Raw genomic sequence first — 8,033 nt, 5'->3', positions numbered from 1 at the left:
CATCGCACCCCTTGAACTGGGGTGTTGCGACGACCACTAGAACCTAAGGGACGGCTCCGGCCCCTTCTTCTACGACAAGCGCTGCCGATCAGCCGCGCAGGGCCTGGACCGCGGCCTCGAGCCGCTTGCCGAAGTCGCCGTCCGCCTGACGGAAGTTGTTGATCGCACGCTCGGCGATGTCGTCGCGGGCGACGCCGGAGATGGCGCCCGCGAGGTTGTCGACGAGGCGCTGCTTCTCACCCTCGGACATCAGACGGTAGAGATTGCCCGCCTGGACGAAGTCGTCGTCCTCTGCATGCCGCGGCGTGGGCTGCTCGCCGGTCTCGCCGGTGACGGCGATCGGCTGCCACAGCGCACGGTCCGTCTGGTGCGGGCCGCCGAAGCTGTTCGGCTCGTAGTTCTTCGCACCCTTGTGGCGGCCGTCGTACAGGAAGCCGTCACGGGAGTTGGTGCGTGCCTCGGTGGCGTGCGGGCGGTTCACCGGGAGGTGGTCGGCGTTGATGCCGACGCGGTAGCGGTGGGCGTCGCCGTAGGCGAAGAGCCGGCCCTGCAGCATCTTGTCCGGGGAGGGGCCGATGCCGGGCACGAAGTGGGCGGGGCTGAAGATGGACTGCTCGACCTCGGCGAAGATGTTCTCCGGGTTGCGGTTGAGCTCCAGCTTGCCGATCTCGATGACCGGGTAGTCCGCGTGGGGCCACACCTTGGTGAGGTCGAACGGGTTGAAGCGGTACGTCGCCGCCTCCGCGACCGGCATGATCTGGACGCCGACGGTCCAGGACGGGAAGTCGCCGCGCTCGATCGCCTCGCGCAGGTCACGCTGGTGCGAGTCGGGGTCCTTGCCGGCCAGTTCCTCGGCCTCGGCGGCGGTGAGGTTCTTGATGCCCTGGTCGGTCTTGAAGTGGTACTTGACCCAGAAGGCCTCGCCCGCCTCGTTGTTCCACTGGTAGGTGTGGGAGCCGAAACCGTCCATGTGGCGGTAGGAGGCCGGGATACCCCGGTCACCGAACAGCCAGGTCACCTGGTGGGTGGACTCCGGGCTCAGCCCCCAGAAGTCGAAGACGTTGTCCGCCTCCTGCGAGCCGGTGTACGGGTCGCGCTTCTGGGTGTGGATGAAGTCGGGGAACTTGATGGCGTCCCGGATGAAGAACACCGGGGTGTTGTTGCCGACGAGGTCGTAGTTGCCCTCTTCGGTGTAGAACTTCAGCGCGAAGCCGCGTGGGTCGCGGACCGCGTCGGCCGCACCGAGGCTGCCCGCGACGGTCGAGAAGCGCAGGAACGTCTCGGTCTGTTTGCCGACCTCGGAGAGGAACTTGGCGCGGGTGTACTCGGTCACGTCCGCGGTCACCGTGAAGGTGCCGTAGGCCCCGGCGCCGCGCGCGTGGACGACGCGCTCCGGGATGCGCTCGCGGTTGAAGTGCGCGAGCTTCTCGAGGAGCAGCTGGTCCTGGACAAGCACCGGCCCACCGACGCCCGCGGTCTCGCTGTTCTGGTTGTCGGCGACCGGCGCCCCGGCCTCCGTGGTGAGCGGTCCCTGCGTCACGTGCGCCTCCTGCGTCATGTACTGCCCAGTCATTGCTTCCGGCACTTCCTGCCCTTGGCCTGTGCCGCTGTCGATCCTACAATGGACTTTGTCCAAGTCAAGGAGGCATCCAAAGTCATACCCATTCGGAACACCGTCCCCCACTGTTAGGCTGACCCCATGAGTGACCTTTTGGAGCGACTGCGCGGACGCGGCTGGCGCATGACCGCACAGCGGCGTGTCGTGGCCGAGGTCCTCGACGGCGACCACGTTCATCTGACCGCCGACGAGGTCCACGCTCGCGCGGTCGAGAAGCTGCCGGAGATCTCCCGGGCGACCGTCTACAACACCCTGGGCGAGCTGGTGAGCCTCGGCGAGGTCCTCGAGGTGTCCACCGACCGCCGCGCCAAGCGGTACGACCCGAACGCGCACCGGCCGCACCAGCACCTGGTCTGTGCCCGTTGCGGCGCCATCCGCGATGTTCACCCGGTGGGCAATCCCCTGGCGGACCTGCCCGACACCGAGCGTTTCGGCTTCACGATCTCCGACGTCGAGGTGACGTACCGCGGCACCTGCCCCAACTGTGCGGCCGGCTAGCCCTTACCGACGACGAGAAGGCCCCGACGCGAGCGTCGGGGCCTTCTCGTGGTTCGCGACCGAAACGCCACAAAGGTCTGCGGGAAACGCCCAAGGGCCCGGATCCTTGAAAGATCCGGGCCCTTGGATTTCAGTAGCGGGGACAGGATTTGAACCTGCGACCTCTGGGTTATGAGCCCAGCGAGCTACCGAGCTGCTCCACCCCGCGTCGGTGAACACAACCTTACGGTACCCCGCCGACCAGCGCAAATCCCTATGCCGTGAGCTCCTGGAGCAGCGCCTCGCGCAGCCGCGCGGCCCGCTCCGACACCTCCGCCGGGCCGAGTTCGACGGCCGTCGCGCACCACCGCTGCCCCTCGGCCAGCTCTCCCCTGCGGGCGGCCAGCAGCGCGAGACGCAGTGCGGCCCTGCCGTGGCCGGCCCGTGCGGCGCGGGTCCACCACAGCGACGCCTCACGCTCGCTGCCCTCGCGGGCGAGGAGCAGCCCGAGGTTGAACGCGCCGCTGCGGCTGCCCGCCTCGGCCGCCTCCCGGTACCAGCGGGCGGCTTCCGTCATGTCACCGCGGCCGGCGGCCAGCATGCCGACCCGCACCTGGGCGCGGCGGTGCCCCTGCTCGGCGGCCCGCTCGTACCACTCCTCGCACTCGCTCTTCTCCGCCACCGGCTCGCCGAGCGCCGGCGGGCCCGGCAGCGGGCGGCGGGAGTCCAGCACGGTGGCGAGCCGGAACGCCGCCTCTGCGCTGCCGCTGCCCGCGGCGCAGCGCAGATGACGCTCCGCTCCCTGGTCGTCGCCGTCCCTGAGCAGGGCGATGCCCACCTGGAGCGCCGCCTCCGTGTGGCCGGCCTCGGCGGCCCGCTCGTACCACGTGAGAGCCGTACGGTCGTCGTCCCGGCCCGCGTGCAGGATGCCGAGGTTGAAGGCCGCGTCGACGCTTCCGGCCTCGGCCGCCTTGGAGAACCACGGCTCGGCGCCCACCGGGTCGCCGGCCTGCAGCAGAAGGACGGCAAGCGCGTTGGCGGCCTCACGGTGACCGGCGTAGGCGGCACGGCGGTACCACTGCTCCGCCTGGGGCGTGCGGTCCTGGGCGGCACAGAGCAGCCCGAGGTTGTACGCGCCGTTGACGTCGCCCGCGTCCATGGCCGCGCGGTACCAGCGCTCAGCCGTCTGCTGCTCGCCGCGTGCGGCGTGCAGGGCACCGAGGGCATTGGCCGCGTTGCCGTCTCCGTCCTGGGCGGCACGCAGCCACCACACGGCGGCACTCTCCTCGTCGCCGGCGTCGCGCAGCAGGAAACCGAGCGCGCACGCGGCACGGGCCTCGCCGTCCTTGGCGGACGTGAGGTACCAGCGGCCCGCCTCCCTGAGCTCCCCGCGCTTCTCGAGGATCGCGCCCAGGTGCAGCGCGGCCCGCCGGTGGCCGCGCGCGGCGGCCTGCCGGTACCACTGGGCGGCCTCGTCGAGCAGGGCCTCGCCCGGGCCCGATGGCCGGCGGTCCGCAGCGGGGCTCTCGCCGCTCCGGTCGGTCACAGGCCGACGGTCGGCGCCGGTCCCGTTCACGGCGCTCCGTGCCCGGCGTCCGGCCCGGCCCGTACCGTGCGCTTCGGTGTCGGCAGCCGGATCGGTGTCGACCCGGCCGGCGGCGGCCTCCGCGTCCGCGAGCCTGCGCAGCGCGGCGTCCGTCTGCCAGACGGCGCCGGGGTGCGCCGCGTCGCCCTGCCCCCAACCGCCCGCAGCCGGCTGGGCGGCCTCGGCGGTCCGTGCACGCCGCGCGGGGGCAGCCTTGCCGGCCGGGCCCCCGTCGATCGATCGCGGCAGCGCGGCGCCGGCTCGCCCACCCTGGACACCGCCGGTCCGCGCGGCGTCCGTGGTCGCTCCCTGGTCGGCCGGAGCTCGGTTGACCAGCCGGCCGATCTCGTCGCTCTTGCGGCACTCCTCCGCCGCACGCCGCTCCAGGGCGCGGGCGAGCCGGTACTCCGCCTCACGGTGGCCCTGCTCGGCCGCAGTGCGCAGCCAGCGCTCAGCCCCCGTGTCGCCTCGATGCTCCAGCAGGTCGGCGAGCGCGTACGCGCCCAGCGCGTGGCCCTGCTCGGCGGACTGCCGCAGCCAGTACTCGGCGGCGGGCTCGTCGCCCCGCTCGCGGAAGTGGCGTCCCAGGGCGTGGGCCGCGGCGGCCGAGCCGGCCACGGCCGCGATCCGCCACCAGCCGGCAGCCTCGTCCGCATAGCCGCGCTGGTGCAGGAGCACGCCGAGGTTGTTGGCCGCGGCTCGGTCACCGTCGGCGGTCGCGCCCCGCAGATAGGGCTCTGCGCCGTCGAGGTCTCCGCGGCGCAGCAGCAGCGCACCGAGGACGCTCATGGCCGCGGTGTCCCCGGCGTCGGCGGCGCTCCGGTGGCGCGCCTCCGCGCCGGCGGTCTCCAGCGCGTCGGTGTTGCTGTCGTCGGTGTCGTTGTTGCCGTGGCGGTCGGCGCCGACTACCGCGTCGATCGCGTCCGCCACCTTCCCGGCATGCGGCTGCACAAACCGCCCTGTCTCCAACAGAGTTGCCCTGTCCCCCATAAAATCCATCGTCGCACCACCTGCAACCCGCGTAAACCTGGTATACCGCAGCCAGGGAGGTCACTTCAGCGTTTTGTCGACATGCCCACAGAGAGACAAGTCAAACACGTTCGGCCCCAACTCACGGCGCGCGGCACGCACTTCCGCGCCACAAAGAAGCGGGCAGCATGCCGGACAGCACGAAGAGGGCCCGGATCCTGGAAGGATCCGGGCCCTCTTCTTCAGTAGCGGGGACAGGATTTGAACCTGCGACCTCTGGGTTATGAGCCCAGCGAGCTACCGAGCTGCTCCACCCCGCGCCGTTGTGATGCAACCGTATCACGGCGCGGGACGGTGCCTGCTCAGTCCCCTGGAGCCCCTTCGTCCGGTGTGGACTCCGGTTTCGCGTCGGGCTTCGCATCGGACTCGGCGCCCGGCGCGGAGTCCGGCTGGGCCTTCTGCGCCTCGGCCGCCCGCTTCAGGGCCGCCTCCAGATCGGCCTGCGCCTTGCCGTAGGCCGCCCAGTCCGTCGGCTCCTTCTCGAGAGCCGCCCTGGCGTCGTCGTACGCCTTCTGGGCGTCCGCGATGGCGTCCCTGAGCGCCGCGTCGCCGGTGGCGGGGGGCTCGGTGGGCTCGGCCGGCGGCTCGTCCGGTTCCGTCGGCGGGGTCTCCTCGTCCGGTGCGCCCGCCGCTCCGAAGACCTGGCTCAGCGCTCCGGCGAGGTCGTCGGCGAAGCCGATCTTCTGTCCGTAGACGACGGCCACCTTGCTCAGCAGCGGGAACTCGGAGCCGCGTCCCTGTGCGTAGATGGGCTCGACGTACAGGAATCCGCTGTCGAGGGGAACGGTCAGCAGATTGCCGTACTTGATCGTCGAGTCCGCTCCCTTGAGGTCGCGGACGTAAGTGGCGATCGGCCCGTGTCTGTTGAGCCGGCTCTGCACCTGCTCGGGGCCGTCCACGTTGTCGTCCGTCACCCGCAGCAGCTCGATCTTGCCGTAGTCCGCGCTGTTGGCGTCCGCGTCGACCGCCATGAAGGCCCGGAGGTTGGGCCGTCCACTGGGGGTGAACGTCGTCGTCAGCGAGAACTGCTGCGCCTTGTCACCCGGCAGTTTCATCGACAGGTAGTACGGCGGAACCGCGTTGCTGTCCGACTTGGTCGGGTCGTTGGGCACCTGCCAGGCGTCACTCGCGTTGTAGAACTGGTCGGCGTCCGTGACGTGGTAGAGAGCGAGCAGTTCACGCTGCACCTTGAACATGTCCTGCGGGTACCGCAGGTGGTCCTCCAACTCGTCCGGGATCTCGGCCCTGTCCTTCACCGTGCCCGGGAAGGCCTTCTTCCAGGTCTTCAGGACCGGGTCCTTCTCGTCCCACTCGTACAGCGTCACGGTGCCGTCGTAGGCGTCGACGGTGGCCTTCACCGAGTTACGGATGTAGTTGACCTGGTTCTGCTGTGCCACCACGGCACGCTGCCGGTCGGTCAGCGAGTCGGCGGTGGTGTCGCCCAACGTGGTCCGCGAGGCGTAGGGGTAGCCGTTGGTAGTGGTGTAGGCGTCGACGACCCACTGGACCCGCTTGCCGATCACGGCCGGGTACGCGTCGCCGTCGATGGTCAGCCAGGGAGCGACCGCCTCGACGCGCTGCTTGGGCGTGCGGTTGTAGAGGATCTTGGACCCGTCGCCGATGGCTCCCGAGTACATGATCTGCGGCTCGCTGAAGGCGACGGCGTACGCGGCACGGTTGAGCGGGCCGGAGACGTCGATGCCGCCCTTGCCCTTGTAGCTCGTGGTGACCTGGCTGCCGCCGTCCTGCTCGTAGTCGAGCTCCTTCTGCGGGCCGCCGACGATCGAGTACTGCGTGGTCTTCTCGCCGTAGTAGATCCGCTGCTCGTAGTCGCCGAGCATGCCCTTGGTCGGCAGGCCGGACTCCGTGAAGGCCGGGGCACCGCTGGTGCCTTCGGCGGTCGCGGTGCCCTTGGCCGTGACGGCGCCGAAACCGTGGGTGTAGGTGAAGTGGTCGTTGATCCAGTTGCGCTTGTCGACCCCGGCGAGGTTGAGCTCACGCAGACCGATGATCGTGTCCTGGCCCTTGTACCGGTCGATGTCCAGGGTCGAGGGGAACTGGTAGTACTTCCGCTCCTGTTCCAGCTGCTGGAACGTCGGCGAGACGATGTTCGGGTCGTTGATGCGATAGCTGGCGGCGGTATCCGCGTTCTTCCGCTGCTGCTCCGGGTTCTTGACCTCACCCCTGCCGGTGTAGTCCCCGGGCTTCACCCCGTCGATGCCGTAGGCCTTGCGCGTCGCCTCGATGTTCTTCTCGATGTACGGCGCTTCCTTGGCCTGCTCGTTCGGCTGGACCTGGAACTTCTGCACGATCGCCGGGTACAGGCCGCCGATCAGGATCGCCGACAGGACCATCAGACCGAAGCCGATCACCGGCAGCTGCCAGGTGCGGCGCCAGAGCGTCGCGAAGAACAGCAGGGCGCAGATGACGGCGATGCAGAACAGGATCGTCTTCGCCGGCAGATAGGCGTTGGCGTCGACGTAACGAAGGCCCGTCCAGTTGTCGGTCGCCTTGAAGTCGCTGGACTTCACCGCGAGCCCGTACCGGTCCAGCCAGTACGCCACGGCCTTCAGCGTGACGAAGAGACCCAGCAGCACCGACAGATGGCCGGTGGCCGCGGCGGTCGCGCGGGCTCCTGGACTGGTGATGCGCAGCCCGCCGTACAGGTAGTGGGTCAGCGCGGCGGCGATCAGCGACAGCACGATGGCCGCGAAACCGAAGCCGAGCAGGAACCGGTACCAGGGCAGGTCGAACGCGTAGAACGCCACGTCCATCTTGAACTGCGGGTCCTTCTCGCCGAAGGACACCCCGTTCACCCACATGAGCCAGGTCCGCCACTGGCTCGTGGCGGACGCTCCGGCGATCAGCCCGACGAGTGCGATGATCCCGAGGAGCACCCACTTCTTGTACGGGGCGATGCCCATGCGGTACCGGTCGAGGCTCTGCTGCTCGAGCGACATCGCGCTGAGCGGCGGCCGCAGCCGGTGGGCCAGCCAGATGTTCACACCGACGGCCACGGCCATCAGCAGACCGAACACGGCGAACAGGCCGATCTTGGTCCACAGGGTGGTGGTGAACACGGACGAGTAGTCGACCGAGCGGTACCAGAGCCAGTCGGTCCAGAACCCGGAGAACATGACGAACACCATGGCCAGGACGGCCAGGACACCCAGTGTCATGAGCAGGGTGCGGACACGCCGGGACGGCCGGCCCACTCTGATCCGTGGCCCTGTCGGGCCTCCGCCGCGGTCCGGCATCTGGAAAGCCAACGTGCGCACCTCGAAGTTCGCGGTTGTGTGAATCGGGCCCCGCGATCGTAGAGCC

The 8,033-nt window shown here is 69.8% G+C and carries 4 protein-coding genes and 2 tRNA genes; 1 reads left to right on the top strand and 5 read right to left on the bottom strand.

Annotation, left to right across the window (positions count from 1 at the left end):
* Nucleotides 1-88 precede the first annotated feature (88 nt).
* The gene (locus IE198_RS31900) at nucleotides 89-1,540 is read right to left on the bottom strand and encodes a catalase (protein WP_229834634.1); all 1,452 of its coding nucleotides are present in this window, start codon (nucleotides 1,538-1,540) and stop codon (nucleotides 89-91) included.
* Between the two features lie 159 nt (nucleotides 1,541-1,699).
* Here IE198_RS31900 and IE198_RS31895 point away from each other — a divergent pair, with 159 nt between their 5' ends.
* Nucleotides 1,700-2,116: a Fur family transcriptional regulator gene (locus tag IE198_RS31895; protein WP_189892975.1), complete on the top strand. Its 417-nt coding sequence runs from the start codon at nucleotides 1,700-1,702 to the stop codon at nucleotides 2,114-2,116.
* Nucleotides 2,117-2,250: 134 nt separating this feature from the next.
* On the opposite strand, the gene IE198_RS31890 is transcribed toward IE198_RS31895, so the two are convergent.
* From IE198_RS31890 to IE198_RS31875, 4 genes are all read right to left on the bottom strand, one after another.
* A tRNA-Met gene (locus IE198_RS31890) sits at nucleotides 2,251-2,324 on the bottom strand.
* A gap of 45 nt (nucleotides 2,325-2,369) precedes the next feature.
* Nucleotides 2,370-4,679, bottom strand: coding sequence for a tetratricopeptide repeat protein (locus IE198_RS31885; protein WP_189892973.1), 2,310 nt, complete (start codon nucleotides 4,677-4,679; stop codon nucleotides 2,370-2,372).
* 216 nt (nucleotides 4,680-4,895) lie between these two features.
* Nucleotides 4,896-4,969: transfer RNA gene (locus tag IE198_RS31880), tRNA-Met, on the bottom strand.
* 42 nt (nucleotides 4,970-5,011) lie between these two features.
* Nucleotides 5,012-7,966, bottom strand: coding sequence for a UPF0182 family membrane protein (locus tag IE198_RS31875; protein ID WP_189892981.1), 2,955 nt, complete (start codon nucleotides 7,964-7,966; stop codon nucleotides 5,012-5,014).
* Nucleotides 7,967-8,033 lie beyond the last annotated feature (67 nt).

This window comes from Streptomyces xantholiticus (assembly GCF_014651015.1).
Classification (GTDB): Bacteria; Actinomycetota; Actinomycetes; order Streptomycetales; family Streptomycetaceae; genus Streptomyces; species Streptomyces xantholiticus.
The sequence above is the reverse complement of the archived record's forward strand: the minus strand, read 5'-3'. Positions and strand labels throughout refer to the sequence as shown.